Raw genomic sequence first — 12,342 nt, forward strand, 5'->3', positions numbered from 1 at the left:
GATCGTTCCAACATGGGGAGATGTTCTTAACAGAGCAAACCTAGGTATGGAAGTAATGCACGAGCGTAACGCTCACAACTTCCCACTTGATCTAGCAGCAGCTGAGTCTACAACAGTAGCTCTTTCAGCTCCAGCTATCGGTTAAGCTTAAAGTTCTTAAATTTACAAGCCCCCTTTCTGGGGGCTTTTTTTTGTTTAATTTTCAATTGGTTTCATATAATGTTTATATATAGATAAAACATTTGATATTTCTATGAGTAGTAGTTTTGGAAAAATTTTTCGTGTTAGTACTTTTGGAGAATCACACGGGGGTGCAGTAGGAGTTATCCTTGATGGATGTCCACCAATGCTAAAGATAGATATTGAGCTGATACAAAATGAATTGGATAGGCGTAGGCCTGGACAAAGCGATATTACAACACCCCGAAATGAAGAAGATAAAATTGAAATATTAAGTGGTCTAAAGGAAGGTTTAACACTTGGAACTCCGATAGCGATGTTGGTTAGAAACAAGGATCAGAGACCAGGAGATTATAATAATTTGGAGCAAGTCTTCAGACCATCACATGCAGATGGTACATATCATCTGAAATATGGAATTCAGGCTGGGTCTGGAGGGGGAAGAGCCTCTGCAAGAGAAACAATCGGTAGAGTAGCAGCAGGTGCTATAGCAAAACAATTATTAAAAAACTTGTGTAACACTGAAATACTATCTTGGGTAAAACGTATACATGATATTGATTCTGATATAAATAAAGAAAAGATTTCGCTCACTAAAATAGATTCCAATATTGTTAGATGTCCAGATGACAAGGTCTCGGCTGAAATGATACAGAGAATTAAGGAATTAAAGCGTCAAGGAGACTCTTGTGGTGGGGTTATTGAATGTCTTGTAAGACATGTTCCATCTGGTCTGGGAATGCCTGTTTTTGATAAATTAGAAGCTGATTTGGCGAAGGCTTTGATGTCTTTGCCTGCTACGAAAGGATTTGAAATAGGTTCGGGTTTCTCTGGAACTTATTTAAAAGGGAGCGAACATAATGATGCATTCATTAAGTCTGATGATATTTGTAAGTTAAGAACAACAACTAACAATTCAGGAGGTATACAGGGAGGAATAAGTAATGGCGAAAATATTGAGATGAAGATAGCTTTTAAACCTACAGCAACCATAGGGAAAGAGCAGAAAACAGTAAACGCTGATGGGAAAGAAGTATTGATGAAGGCAAAAGGGAGACATGATCCATGTGTTCTACCGAGAGCAGTCCCTATGGTTGATGCTATGGTCGCTTTAGTCCTTGCGGATCATTTGCTTTTGAATCATGCTCAATGTAGCTTAATAAATAATTAGTAGTTATTTAGACAAATTATATTTATCCTTGATTTAATTATTTTTGAGCCATTCAAATATTTTTGGATCAAATTTTTGATTTTTGATGCCTTTATCTCCAATTACGATTGCTTTGTATCCTAAAGACTTATAATTTTTTACATCATTGATTGATAGTCCTCCAGCAGCGATGAAATCAATATTTTTATATTTTCGAATATCTATCGAATTATCTTTACTTTTTATTGGATAAATTTTGATAATTTTGCAATTTAAATTTATCGCTTCGTTAAGATCTTTTAAATTTTTAATACCAGGAATTAATAAATGATTTTTTGCCTTCGCATAATTGAAAAGATCTTTATCCCAAAATTTCATCATCGAAAAGTTTAATCCAATTTTTAAAGAATCTTCTAGTGATTGCTTATTAACTATGGAGGCAGAGCCTAAATTAATTCTTGGATATTTAATTTTGATCTCGGATACAAAATCTAACCAATTTTTATTCTTAGACCAACCTATTTCAATATTTTTTAATCCTAATTTTACTAGGATTTCTAATTCTTCAAGAAATGAATTCCTTATAGAAGTATTTGAGTAAATATTTTCTACAGGTTTTATTAGTAAAAAAAAAGATCTTCTTTTCAATATCTCTGAAAGAAAATCTTCTTTATTATTCATTAAAGGTATTTAAATGTTGGAAATTAGATATAGTTAGCAACTTTGACTTCTGATCGATTAAGCAAATCTTGAATATCTTCAGTATCTATTGTTTCTCTTTCGATAAGCATTTGAGCCATTTCGTCAAGGACAGTTCTATTGTCTGATAAGACTTTTGTAGCTCTCTTATAAGCAATATCAACAAGCTCTGAAACCTCTACATCAATTATTGCCGCAGTGTCCTCAGAAAAGTCTCTTGAAGAACTCATATCTCTTCCTAGAAACATTCCACCTTGGGATTGTCCTAAAGCGACTGGACCTATTTTGTCGCTCATACCAAATTTTGTAATCATTTGTCTTGCTACATTGGCAACTTGCTGTAAATCATTTGAAGCACCTGTTGTGACTTCTTCTTCTCCGTATACTAATTCTTCCGCAACTCTTCCACCTAGAGCTACAGCCATTTGATTTTGAAGATAAGAACGAGAGTAAAGACCTGATTCCATTCTTTCTTCGCTTGGAGTAAAAAAGGTTAGACCTCCAGCTTGCCCTCTAGGAATTATTGAAACCTTTGCTACTGGGTCATAATCAGGCATTAATGCTCCTACAAGTGCATGACCAGCTTCGTGATAAGCAACTAATTCTTTTTTCTTATCACTGATGACTCTATCTTTTTTTTCTGGTCCAGCCATAACTCTTTCAATAGCATCACCGACTTCATCATTACTAACTTTATCTAAATCTTTTCTAGCTGCTAGTATTGCGGCTTCGTTTAGTAAATTAGCTAAATCAGCACCTGTAAATCCTGGCGTTCTTCTTGCAACTTTATCCAGGTCAACATCTTTTGAAAGGGTTTTATCTTTAGCGTGTACATTTAGTATTTGTAATCTTCCAGCGTAATCCGGTCTATCTACGGTTACTTGTCTATCGAATCTTCCAGGACGCATTAATGCTGAATCTAAAACATCTGGTCTATTAGTAGCAGCAACTATTATTATTCCAGAATTACCTTCGAATCCATCCATTTCGGTTAGTAGTTGGTTTAAAGTTTGTTCTCTTTCATCGTTTCCTCCCCCCATACCGGCACCTCTTTGTCTGCCAACAGCATCGATTTCGTCAATGAAAACAATACAAGGAGCATTCTTTTTGGCTTGTTCAAAAAGATCTCTAACTCTACTAGCCCCAACTCCTACAAACATCTCAACAAATTCTGAGCCTGATATGGAGAAAAAAGGTACACCTGCTTCTCCAGCAACTGCTTTGGCTAATAAAGTTTTTCCTGTACCAGGAGGGCCAACAAGAAGAACACCTTTTGGGATTTTTGCTCCGACGGCAGTAAATCTATCTGGACTCTTAAGAAAATCTACAACTTCAGTTAGTTCTAATTTCGCACCTTCAACACCAGCTACATCTGAAAAGGTTACCTGTGTCGATGGTTCCATTTGAAGTCTAGCTTTGCTCTTGCCAAAACTCATGGCAGGGTTACCTCCACCAGCATTGCCGCTTTGAGATCTTCTAAAAAGAAAAAATAGTCCTCCAATTAGGAGCACTGGGAATATTAAACTACTCACAGCCTGTTGCCATGGATTAGCTAATTTTGTGGGAGTTACAGCTATATCAACATTATTCTCAGTTAGGATTTTTAATAAATCTTTGTCAGGGGCTAAATTTACCTCAGATCTACTTCCATCATTTTCAACAACTTGAGCAGTCGCATTATCTGGAGATATTAAAACTCTACTTATTTCTTTATCTTGAACGGCCTCTAGAAAATCACTATACCTTAAGGTCTTTGTAGCATTATCTGTACTAGGTTTATCAAAAACAGAAGTACCAATAAAAATGACAGTAACAACAGCTAGGACATATAGTCCTAAGTTTCTCCAACGTTTGTTCACGATAAATAATCTTTAATAAAACTATAATACTAACAATAAAACAATTTTAAGACCTTCTTAGAACATCTACTACACTTTTGAATGCAAACCATTCGGGAATGGGCTCTCCATTCCTCAATTTTTTTCTAAATTCTGTACCACTAAGCTTCATGATTTGATAATTAAATTCTTTAGCTTCCTCAGCGGTAATATATCCTTTTTCCTTTGTATAAACTAAATTTTTTGAGGGAACAGTTTGCATCATCAACTCGTCTGCACATTTATTGGCAAAATTCTGTGCGTCATAGGGACCATAGAAATCTTCACCAGTTGATGAGGATTTACAACCAGCCATATCTCTACCAATAATAAAATGAGTGCAACCATAATTCCTTCTAATAATCATATGTTGAAGCGCTTCTCTTGGTCCTGCCATATGCATTGAATAAGGCAAAAATGCCCATTTTATTCTTTTATCAGATATTTCTTCTTCCAATTCTTTATATGTCAAATATCGAACTTTCCCAGGGATATCATCTTGTTGTGTTGGCCCACAAGTTGGATGTACTAAAACAACTGAATTAGTAGACACATTATCTGAAAGTAAGGCATTAGTAAATAATTCATAATGTGCTCTATGAATTGGATTTCTGCATTGAAATGCAACTACATCATAATTTGGAGGTAGTTTAGCTCTAACTTCTTCAGGGGTTTTACAGGGAAATTCTCTAGTTGGTAGTTCGAAACCAAAAACTCTCCCTCCTATATAAAATCTTCCCCTCTCATTAAAAATCATCTTGACAGCAGGATGATCTAAAGAATTAGTACCATAACAAAGTTCAGCTTCTAAGGATTTATCAGGCTCCCATATAGAACTTACTTCTAAAACTGCAATTTTTTGGTTTTTATAGGTAAGCAAGATTGTTTCTCCAGCTTTTACTTCTTTATTATTTGAATCAAATACAATCGGCAAGCCAAAAAGTAAACCGTTTGTATCTCTATTATTTTTAATGACTGATTTGTAGTTATTTTCATCCATAAAACCTTCCAATGGAGAAAATGCACCAACCATCAAAAGTTCTACATCACATGCATTTCTCTCGCTACATTCAAACTCATAAGTAGCTTTTGCGATGAGATCATTTTTGAGTTGATTATCTTTGATAATTAAATTTTTTAGTTCCCCTCCATAAGGCGGTATTAGTCCATTATCGTCAGTTTTTGTTTTTTTTTGTAATTCCATTTTTTGAATTGATAAAGAAAAATTTTGAAAAAAAAAAGAGGGTTTGAACCCTCTTTTTTTTCTTAACTAGGATTTATGCCTTTCTTCCGTAAAGCTCTCCTATTATTTTTACATCAAGTGGATCTTTTGAACCCATGTCTGTATCTGAAGGTTGGATAGCTTCAAAAGTACCAGCAAATTCGTCTGTGTCAGAATCTACATTATTGATTGAAAGAGTAATAACGCCTGTACCATTTACATCAACTTTAATATTTTCTTTGGCAAGTTCTTCATCATCTCCTCCTAATGCAACTAAACCTTGAGCATATTCAACACCAGTATTTTTGGCTCTTGCTTTAGGATCTAGAAAATCACCAGTTCTATAGTTAGGTGTAAATGTTGAACCACTAACTTCAGTACCTGGCTCAATAGATGAAGGTAATTTAGCTGTAAGATCTTTTGCTGAAAATGCAAATGGCACCTCTAATCCACCAGGAGTTAAGACAGTAATAAGTTGAAAATCAATCCCACCTTTTTCGGTGAAAGTTCCTGAGTCTATATCTCCATAAACTTCTGTCACTGTGGTGTTATTTCTAGGACTAATAATTTTTGTAGAAACAAACTCTGCAGCTTTTCTTTTCGTCCCTGGCACTTTTACATAAACTTCTGTTGGATGCATGCATATTCCTTTAAGGCTATCTCCATTCCCTAAGGATATTGATCCGACAAGAGATGAGTCTAATGTAGGACAATCATTAGCTTTACCTGTATTAACAACATCAGTAAATTGTGCATTTCCTCTTTCGGCAAAAGCAAATGTTTTAACAGGTACGAAAGCAAAAGTTATACAAATTGAAATAACAAAAGCTAAGAAAGAACGAATTCTCATAATTAAAGTTGCAGTAAAGTTCTGTGACGATTGATTAAAGGTCATCTAAATAGTTCAGTACGGATATTACAAGGGAAAGGACCATAAAAGATAGGACTTTTAAATCCTCGAAACAACCCGTAGCTTTTTAGATATTAAAAAAACTGGAATTATTGTAAGCTATCACATTATTTTTAATGATTAAGATTACAAAAAAATACAAATTTGAAATTTGTTTTTATTTTTTTTCTGAAATAATTTGAGTTATTAATTTATTTGCTAAATCAATTTTTGATGTTTTTTTGATATGATGCTCCATATTTTTTGTATCGAATAGCCAACCTTCATTTTGTGCTAGGAAACCAAATCCTTGGCCTTCAAGATCAATTGGATTTGCGAATAGATAATCACAACCTTTTTGAATAATCTTTTCTTTAATTATTATTCTTGCTTCTTTAATAGATCCTGTAAAAGCGCAAAAGCCTACAAAAACTTGGTTATTTTTTTTTGATTCACTCATTGTTTTTAGGATATCTGGGACTAGTTCGAAATTTTTATTTAAATAATCATTAATTTTATTTTTGGGAATTTTACCTGAAGTATTAGAGATTATCTTGAAATCAGATACTGCTGCATTCATGAAAAAATAATCACAATTTGAAATTTCATTCTTAATAGCGTTTATTAAATCAACACTAGTCTCAATTTCATATCTTTTTATTCCATCAGTAAGATCTTTATCGATCTTCAAAGGCCCATGCACATATTTTACTTCTGCTCCTCTGAACCTTGCTACTTGAGACATAAGTAAGCCCATAGCTCCAGAACTCTTGTTAGTAATATGTCTTGCTGCGTCAATCTTTTCTGAGGTGCAGCCTCCAGTTATTAGAATTTTTTTGTTAAGTAAATCTTTGCGATAAGGTTTTTGATTGTTTGAAATTATAAATTCGAGAGCTAGCTGAATTAGGTCATTGGGAGGTATCTTACCGATGCCAATAGCATCGCATGCTAAGAGACCTTGACTTGGTTGCAAAGATAAAACATTTTCGTAATTCTGTAAATCCTCATAATTTTTTTGTACAGCTTCATTTAGCCACATTTGTGTATTCATTGCTGGTGCAACAATAATTGGCTTAATATTTGCCATTAAAATGCTTGGAATTAATCCTTCTGCATTTCCAGTTACCCATTTTGATAATGTTGTCGCTGTTAAAGGGGCAATGATTAAAATATCTGCCCAATTGCATAGTTCTATATGAAGAGGGGTGGATTGAATATTTGACCATTGATCATTTTCTAAAATGCAAGAGTTTCTACTTAAGATAGAAAGGGAAAGCGGCTTTATTAATTTTTCTGCATTTTTAGATAAAACGCACCTTATTTCATAATTTTCTTTCGCTAATTGGCTAACTAATAATGGAATTCTTACAGCTGCAATACTCCCTGTTATTAATAAAAGAACCTTTTTTTTGGAGGTCTCAGTTTTAGTTTTCATCGAAAGGTTCTTGATCAAGAAGATGAATATAATCTAATGTTAATTCAGGTCTATTGATTGCAAGGGCTCTCAGTAAGTGCCAGTCTTTTAAACCATCAAATGGTGTCTTGTAATTATCCTCTTCCAGTCTTGTTGCAAGCTCAAGGATCATGTTTTCATCAAAAGAGTTTACTAGTTCCTCACTTATTTTATTTTCAGAAATAAATTCCATATTGAATGCAACCAATATATTTTAATAATAAAGCCTCAAGTAATTATTTAGAATTGATGGAAGTATTAATTACATATTTCGAGAATATGAAAAATTTAAAAATACATCATCTTTTTAAATTGTTATTTAAGTCATTTATCTTCATTCTCAGTCATAAATATGCAAACTCTCTTTATCAAAAATATTCTTTTTTAAAATAATAATGTTCAAAATTAAATTATGTCGCAAACCAAGAGAGAGCAAGTCATTAGTCACATACGCTATTTAAGGCAAGAACTAAGAGAAATGCATTTAGGTATTATAGATGACGGTCTTTTCCCTGAACCAGGAGAATTAAGAGGAATAATGGCTCAGTTGGAGGCATTACTTGAATTAGTAGAAGGAAATACTAAAATTAGATCAAAATCCGAAGCAGCTTAGTTTAAAGCAAAATGGTTGTTAGACCTCAAAAAACAAAGTTTCAATTAAAGATTGTAGAAAATATTCAGACACTAAGTATTTGGGCTAATAATCCATGGCGAAGATATTCAATATCATTAATTACACTTTTAATTGGTTACTTTTTTGGTAGTTCTCTTGGTATGGTAAGTGCCGTTGTGGAACTCATGGATCCTTTGGCTGCTTTCTTATCAGTAGTTTTTATTGAAATTTTAATAGTTCTAAGAAGAAATTTTAGATTTGAAAGGAAACAGAAATTCTTAGTACTTTTATTAGATTCTTTAAGATTGGGATTATTTTATGGCTTCTTTACTGAAAGTCTTAAGTTGCTATAAATTTATTTGTTGTATTTCTTTAATAGATAAAGTAAAGCCATTCTTATAGGGATACCATTTGCCACTTGATTATTGATTAAGCAATTAGGATATTCATCTACTACTTTACTGCTTATTTCAATACCTCTATTAATAGGACCAGGGTGAAGAATTGGAATTTCTTTACTATTCAAAGATAATTTCTCTGGGGTTAAGCCATAATCTAAACTATAAGAATCTATGCTGCTTAGTAAATTCTCTATCATTCTCTCTTTCTGGAGTCTTAAAACAATAATTGCATCTGCAATTTTTATTGATTCTTCTAATGATCTAGAAATTGTTATGGAGCCTCTTGATTTAACAGGATCTTCTATTTGATTCGGCGCAGGATTTTTTAAAAAATTGCTAAATTCATCAGCTATTAATGTCTTAGGACCACATAAAATTATGTCTGCACCGAATGCACTCAAAGACCAAAGATTTGATCTTGCCACTCTTGAATGATTAACATCTCCAATTATTAGAATTTTTTTGGAATTTAAAACATCTGGACTCAATGATTTTTGGGAAAAGAATTTTATTAATGAATAAATGTCAAGCAAACCTTGACTGGGGTGACTATGTAATCCATCGCCAGCGTTAAGAACAGAAGTCTTGGAATTTATTGCATCAAGTTTTTTAGCTATCTCAAAGGTTATGTAACTTGATGAATGTCTTATAACTAATATATCCGCCCCCATAGCAGAATAAGTTATCGCTGTATCAATAATTGTTTCGCCTTTTGTTAAAGAACTAGAGGATGGCGCAAAAGTTTGTACATCCGCAGATAGTCTTTTTGCTGCAAGTTCAAAGCTGTTTTTTGTTCTTGTACTAGCTTCAAAAAACAAAGACGTTACTAAGGTCCCTTGTAAAGCAGGTATCTTTTTCGTCCCGGCATTCTTTAGTGCATCAAATCTATAAGCCATTTCAAATACTGACTCATAATCTTGAATTGAAAAATTAGCGAGTGTGTGGATATGTTTATGAGGCCAAATTTGCATTATGCTTAAAAAGTTAAATGATTATTTAAATTTAGGTGTTCTATCACCTTTTAATCTTTTACTTACACTCCTACTATTTTTTAGATACCAACGCCATTTTATATTTTTTGCCTTTGATATGCCAATTCTCGTAGTTTGAATAAGATCTTTTTTTTCTAGATTTAAGTCGCTTTGAGAAATCCATAAAGAATTGTTATTAATAACTTCAAGTGAGTTAAATGAAATGTCTACACCGAATGTTTTAGTAACTAGGCCAGGTCCAGAAGCTAATCTTTCATTTTTTTTTGAGATAAAAACTGCCCTGATTAATACACCACTTGCAAAATTTTCTTTATCAGTAACTATGTTTAAACAATGATGAATTCCATAAGATTTGTAGATATAAAATGTTCCAGGTTTGCCAAATAATGATTTATTCGATTCAGTTCTTTTACGGTAGCCATGACAGGCCTCTTCTTCCTGTGAATAAGCTTCAGTTTCAACAATTACCCCCTTAACTCGATCGTTCTCATTATTTTTTTTGATGAGATAGCAGCCTATTAAATCAGGGGCAACAAATTGGGAGTGCCGATAAAAAAAATTCTTTGGAAATAAGTGTTTTTCTATTTTTCAATATTTATCTAATATCATTTTTAGCCGAGAAAGATAGTTGGGGCTATTAATTGAAATTGATTTTCAAAAAGATGTGATTATTAGTTTTTTATAATTATTTGAAATTCAAGGGATATATGAATAAAAATGTTCTAAATAAACTATTATTTAATTACTAAGAATATTAAAAGTATGACAAAAATAACTAGAGAGGAGGTAAAAAAAGTTGCCTATTTAGCGAGATTGGAACTGAATGAGCATGAAATCAATAATCACGCAGAACAATTAGAAAAAATAATGGAATATATTAAACAACTCGAAAAAATTGATACCTATGATGTGCCTTGTACAACAAGGGCTATAGAGGTTGTTAATGTATTTAGAAAAGACGAAAAGAAAAATTCTGATTGCACAGAAGAGCTTTTAGATTTAGGCCCATCTAGAGAAGATAAATACTTTAAAGTACCAAAAATTATTAATGAATGAATTAGTTGCTTCCAATAAAAGTTTTATTGACTACTTTTAATAAAAATTTTTTTATTCTATAGCCTGGATATAAATTTATAATTTTTCTTATCTTGCCCCTCCTTTTGCTATGACTCCTTACGCCTATTAATAAATCATAAATGAAGTTAAAAATATCATCTTTACTTTCAAAAATTCCAACTCTTTGAGGGGAGCCTTTTATATCCAATAATGGCTTAGTTTTTTCATATGCTAATTTGTATTCAAACCAAGGAATCGAAGGCCAAAGATGATGAATGAGATGGTAATTTTGGCCCATTATTAATAAATTCATGAATTTGCTTGGATAAACTCGAGAATTCAACCATTTGTTTCTTGATCGAAAAGGTCTATGAGGAAGATAATCAAAAAATATTCCTAAAGTAACTCCCACCATTAATGCTGGTCCGAACCATAGATTATAAATTAGATTCATGAAGTCAAACTTTATACCTGCCAAAATTATTGTTATAAAGATGGATCTTTCAATACCCCATTGAAGTAATTCATATTTTCGCCAAAGTTTTCTTTGAAAGAAAAATACTTCATGATAAAAAAATCTTGGAGCAATTAGCCATATTGGACCAAAAGTACTCACGATATGATCTGGATCATTTTTTGGATGATTTACGTGAATATGATGTTGTAAATGTACTCTTGTGAAAACTGGAAAACTAAATCCTAAAATAATTGCTGAACCATGACCCATGGCTTGATTTATCCAAGGAACTGGATGGGCAGCTTTATGACATGCATCATGTATTACAGTACCTTCAATATGTAAAGCTAAAAAAGCAGTTGCTACAAGTAAAGGTAGAGGCCATACCCCTCTATACCATTGCCATATGCTAAGAAAAGCGAGAAAATAACCGGCAAAAAAAAGACCTAATGTTGGATTCCAGAAACTTGGCGGATCTACATAATTTTTTATCTCCTTTTGCCAATTAAATGTTTTTGAAGAATTAGTAATTTGTGTTGTATTTTTATTTGTTAAGTTTGAAATCGTTTCTTATATTCTCTAAATAATATACCTAATATTTTTATATGAGTGCATGTTTAGATCTAAAAAAAGTTTTAAAGACATATTTAATTTAATTTTTATGTGTCAAATTAATCATCTTAAGTTAAAAATATTTTTAAAACAATCCACTTTCAATTATTATTTTATTTGAGCGGTCGTGGCGGAATTGGTAGACGCGCGAGTTTTAGGTACTCGTATCTTCGGGTGTGGGAGTTCAAGTCTCCCCGACCGCATTTTAGGAAATTCCAATAGGATGTTTATTTATTATTATCAACTTCTTATAATTAAATTGATAATTTATACATTAGTAGTTTGATAGTTTATTTGGGATCTTTTTATATCTTAATTGGGGCTTTATTTTTAATCGTACCTTTATTTTATCTTGAGCTAGGCAGACCAAAAGACTTAATAAAAGCGTTTTTGAATTTATTAGTAGGTTTCGTATTAATAATTAAAAATAAAACTATAGATGAGTCATTTGTTGTAATTTTCCTCTTATTAACAGTACTAGTTATCTTCTATCTAATAGAGATTGTTTTATTTAGATGGAATCAATTGACAGATAAAGAAAAGAATAAATTAACTACCTTTGTGGAATTCAAAAATAATTTTTCGAAAATATTAGAGGCTATTAATCTTGGAGTTAGGAATTTTGCAAAACCTTTAAATTTATTTAATTTTGGTAGCAAAAATCAAAATACAAGCCCAAGAAAGTGGGTAAGAAATGATAAAAATGATAATATAAAAGTCTGAAATCAAATAAATTAGTTA

At 32.3% G+C, this 12,342-nt stretch carries 14 protein-coding genes, 1 tRNA gene and 1 pseudogene; 7 read left to right on the top strand and 9 right to left on the bottom strand.

What is annotated here, in order from left to right; translation table 11 throughout:
• Together HA146_RS01200 and aroC are read left to right on the top strand one after the other, a co-directional pair.
• Positions 1-145: pseudogene (locus HA146_RS01200) on the top strand (photosystem II q(b) protein); the annotation flags it as partial.
• Positions 146-253: 108 nt separating this feature from the next.
• Complete coding sequence (aroC, locus tag HA146_RS01205; protein ID WP_209107793.1) at positions 254-1,351, top strand: chorismate synthase; 1,098 nt, start codon at positions 254-256, stop codon at positions 1,349-1,351.
• A gap of 33 nt (positions 1,352-1,384) precedes the next feature.
• Here the strand turns inward: aroC and HA146_RS01210 are convergent, their stop codons facing one another.
• The 6 genes from HA146_RS01210 to isiD all read right to left on the bottom strand — a co-directional run bounded on the left by HA146_RS01210 (position 1,385) and on the right by isiD (position 7,663).
• Entirely contained in the window at positions 1,385-2,011 is a 627-nt protein-coding gene (locus HA146_RS01210) for a bifunctional 4-hydroxy-2-oxoglutarate aldolase/2-dehydro-3-deoxy-phosphogluconate aldolase (protein WP_209107794.1), read from the bottom strand.
• Positions 2,012-2,034: 23 nt separating this feature from the next.
• Positions 2,035-3,888 carry an ATP-dependent zinc metalloprotease FtsH gene (ftsH, locus tag HA146_RS01215; protein WP_209107795.1) on the bottom strand — a complete coding sequence of 618 codons (1,854 nt, stop codon included), beginning with the start codon at positions 3,886-3,888 and terminating at the stop codon, positions 2,035-2,037.
• A 46-nt stretch (positions 3,889-3,934) separates the two neighbouring features.
• On the bottom strand, positions 3,935-5,110 hold the full coding sequence (sat, locus tag HA146_RS01220) for a sulfate adenylyltransferase (protein WP_209107796.1): 1,176 nt from the start codon (positions 5,108-5,110) through the stop codon (positions 3,935-3,937).
• Between the two features lie 73 nt (positions 5,111-5,183).
• A complete protein-coding gene (locus tag HA146_RS01225) occupies positions 5,184-5,978 on the bottom strand; it encodes a photosystem II manganese-stabilizing polypeptide (RefSeq protein ID WP_209107797.1) in 795 nt (264 codons plus the stop codon).
• 217 nt (positions 5,979-6,195) lie between these two features.
• On the bottom strand, positions 6,196-7,452 hold the full coding sequence (gene coaBC / locus HA146_RS01230) for a bifunctional phosphopantothenoylcysteine decarboxylase/phosphopantothenate--cysteine ligase CoaBC (RefSeq protein WP_209107798.1): 1,257 nt from the start codon (positions 7,450-7,452) through the stop codon (positions 6,196-6,198).
• On the bottom strand, positions 7,442-7,663 hold the full coding sequence (gene isiD, locus HA146_RS01235) for a protein IsiD (RefSeq protein WP_209108451.1): 222 nt from the start codon (positions 7,661-7,663) through the stop codon (positions 7,442-7,444). Before isiD ends, coaBC begins: the two co-directional genes overlap by 11 nt.
• A gap of 219 nt (positions 7,664-7,882) precedes the next feature.
• On the opposite strand from isiD, the gene HA146_RS01240 reads away from it, so the two are divergent.
• Positions 7,883-8,083 (top strand): hypothetical protein, encoded by a 201-nt coding sequence (locus HA146_RS01240; RefSeq protein ID WP_209107799.1) that lies wholly within the window; start codon positions 7,883-7,885, stop codon positions 8,081-8,083.
• Positions 8,084-8,094: 11 nt separating this feature from the next.
• Positions 8,095-8,436 (top strand): DUF565 domain-containing protein, encoded by a 342-nt coding sequence (locus HA146_RS01245; protein WP_209107800.1) that lies wholly within the window; start codon positions 8,095-8,097, stop codon positions 8,434-8,436.
• Positions 8,437-8,438: 2 nt separating this feature from the next.
• Here HA146_RS01245 and HA146_RS01250 read toward each other — a convergent pair whose 3' ends face one another.
• A complete protein-coding gene (locus HA146_RS01250; protein WP_209107801.1) occupies positions 8,439-9,455 on the bottom strand; it encodes an aspartate carbamoyltransferase catalytic subunit in 1,017 nt (338 codons plus the stop codon).
• 21 nt (positions 9,456-9,476) lie between these two features.
• Positions 9,477-10,061 carry a DNA-3-methyladenine glycosylase gene (locus tag HA146_RS01255; RefSeq protein WP_209108452.1) on the bottom strand — a complete coding sequence of 195 codons (585 nt, stop codon included), beginning with the start codon at positions 10,059-10,061 and terminating at the stop codon, positions 9,477-9,479.
• Positions 10,062-10,238: 177 nt separating this feature from the next.
• Between HA146_RS01255 and gatC the strand changes: the two genes are divergently transcribed.
• Positions 10,239-10,532, top strand: coding sequence for an Asp-tRNA(Asn)/Glu-tRNA(Gln) amidotransferase subunit GatC (gene gatC / locus HA146_RS01260; RefSeq protein WP_209107802.1), 294 nt, complete (start codon positions 10,239-10,241; stop codon positions 10,530-10,532).
• A gap of 1 nt (position 10,533) precedes the next feature.
• On the opposite strand, the gene HA146_RS01265 is transcribed toward gatC, so the two are convergent.
• The gene (locus tag HA146_RS01265) at positions 10,534-11,520 is read right to left on the bottom strand and encodes a fatty acid desaturase (protein WP_209108453.1); all 987 of its coding nucleotides are present in this window, start codon (positions 11,518-11,520) and stop codon (positions 10,534-10,536) included.
• A gap of 202 nt (positions 11,521-11,722) precedes the next feature.
• Between HA146_RS01265 and HA146_RS01270 the strand changes: the two genes are divergently transcribed.
• Positions 11,723-11,804, top strand: a tRNA-Leu gene (locus HA146_RS01270).
• A 91-nt stretch (positions 11,805-11,895) separates the two neighbouring features.
• Entirely contained in the window at positions 11,896-12,324 is a 429-nt protein-coding gene (locus tag HA146_RS01275) for a hypothetical protein (RefSeq protein ID WP_245157391.1), read from the top strand.
• The last annotated feature ends 18 nt before the right edge of the window (positions 12,325-12,342 follow it).

This window comes from Prochlorococcus marinus CUG1416 (assembly GCF_017695965.1).
Taxonomy (GTDB): domain Bacteria; phylum Cyanobacteriota; class Cyanobacteriia; order PCC-6307; family Cyanobiaceae; genus Prochlorococcus_A.

Bases quoted from the DNA above. Each gene is read 5' to 3' on its own strand.
- HA146_RS01225 (WP_209107797.1), bottom strand. From the start codon at position 5,978: ATGAGAATTCGTTCTTTCTTAGCTTTTGTTATTTCAATTTGTATAACT.
- HA146_RS01240 (WP_209107799.1), top strand. From the start codon at position 7,883: ATGTCGCAAACCAAGAGAGAGCAAGTCATTAGTCACATACGCTATTTA.
- HA146_RS01245 (WP_209107800.1), top strand. From the start codon at position 8,095: ATGGTTGTTAGACCTCAAAAAACAAAGTTTCAATTAAAGATTGTAGAA.
- isiD (WP_209108451.1), bottom strand. From the start codon at position 7,663: ATGGAATTTATTTCTGAAAATAAAATAAGTGAGGAACTAGTAAACTCT.
- aroC (WP_209107793.1), top strand. From the start codon at position 254: ATGAGTAGTAGTTTTGGAAAAATTTTTCGTGTTAGTACTTTTGGAGAA.
- coaBC (WP_209107798.1), bottom strand. From the start codon at position 7,452: ATGAAAACTAAAACTGAGACCTCCAAAAAAAAGGTTCTTTTATTAATA.
- sat (WP_209107796.1), bottom strand. From the start codon at position 5,110: ATGGAATTACAAAAAAAAACAAAAACTGACGATAATGGACTAATACCG.
- HA146_RS01210 (WP_209107794.1), bottom strand. From the start codon at position 2,011: ATGAATAATAAAGAAGATTTTCTTTCAGAGATATTGAAAAGAAGATCT.
- gatC (WP_209107802.1), top strand. From the start codon at position 10,239: ATGACAAAAATAACTAGAGAGGAGGTAAAAAAAGTTGCCTATTTAGCG.
- HA146_RS01250 (WP_209107801.1), bottom strand. From the start codon at position 9,455: ATGCAAATTTGGCCTCATAAACATATCCACACACTCGCTAATTTTTCA.